Source organism: Bradyrhizobium uaiense (assembly GCF_010811875.1).
GTDB classification, from domain to species: domain Bacteria; phylum Pseudomonadota; class Alphaproteobacteria; order Rhizobiales; family Xanthobacteraceae; genus Bradyrhizobium; species Bradyrhizobium uaiense.
The window spans coordinates 1-244 of record NZ_VKHP01000947.1; the positions used below are offsets into that span (position 1 = coordinate 1).

General features: G+C 66.4%; 1 pseudogene. It reads left to right on the top strand.

The window, feature by feature from the left end:
* Positions 1–117 precede the first annotated feature (117 nt).
* A pseudogene (locus FNJ47_RS52525) lies at positions 118–244 on the top strand (ABC transporter ATP-binding protein); the annotation flags it as partial.

The window sequence follows — 244 nt, forward strand, 5'->3', positions numbered from 1 at the left end:
ACGGCCACCGGCCGGGCCGTCGACCCTTCGAGACGCGCTACGCGCTCCTCAGGGTGACGGAGCTGAGAGCGTCGCGTTGGTCCGGCGCTAAATCCCCAAATACTTGTGCTGCAGATCCGGCTCGGCGCTTCCGATCCGTGGACGATCGACAAGATCCATGCGCTGTTTCCGCGGCTAGCCGAACGCACCGGCAATATGGGCGTCACGCTGTCCGGCGGCGAGCAGCAGATGCTCGCGATCGGCC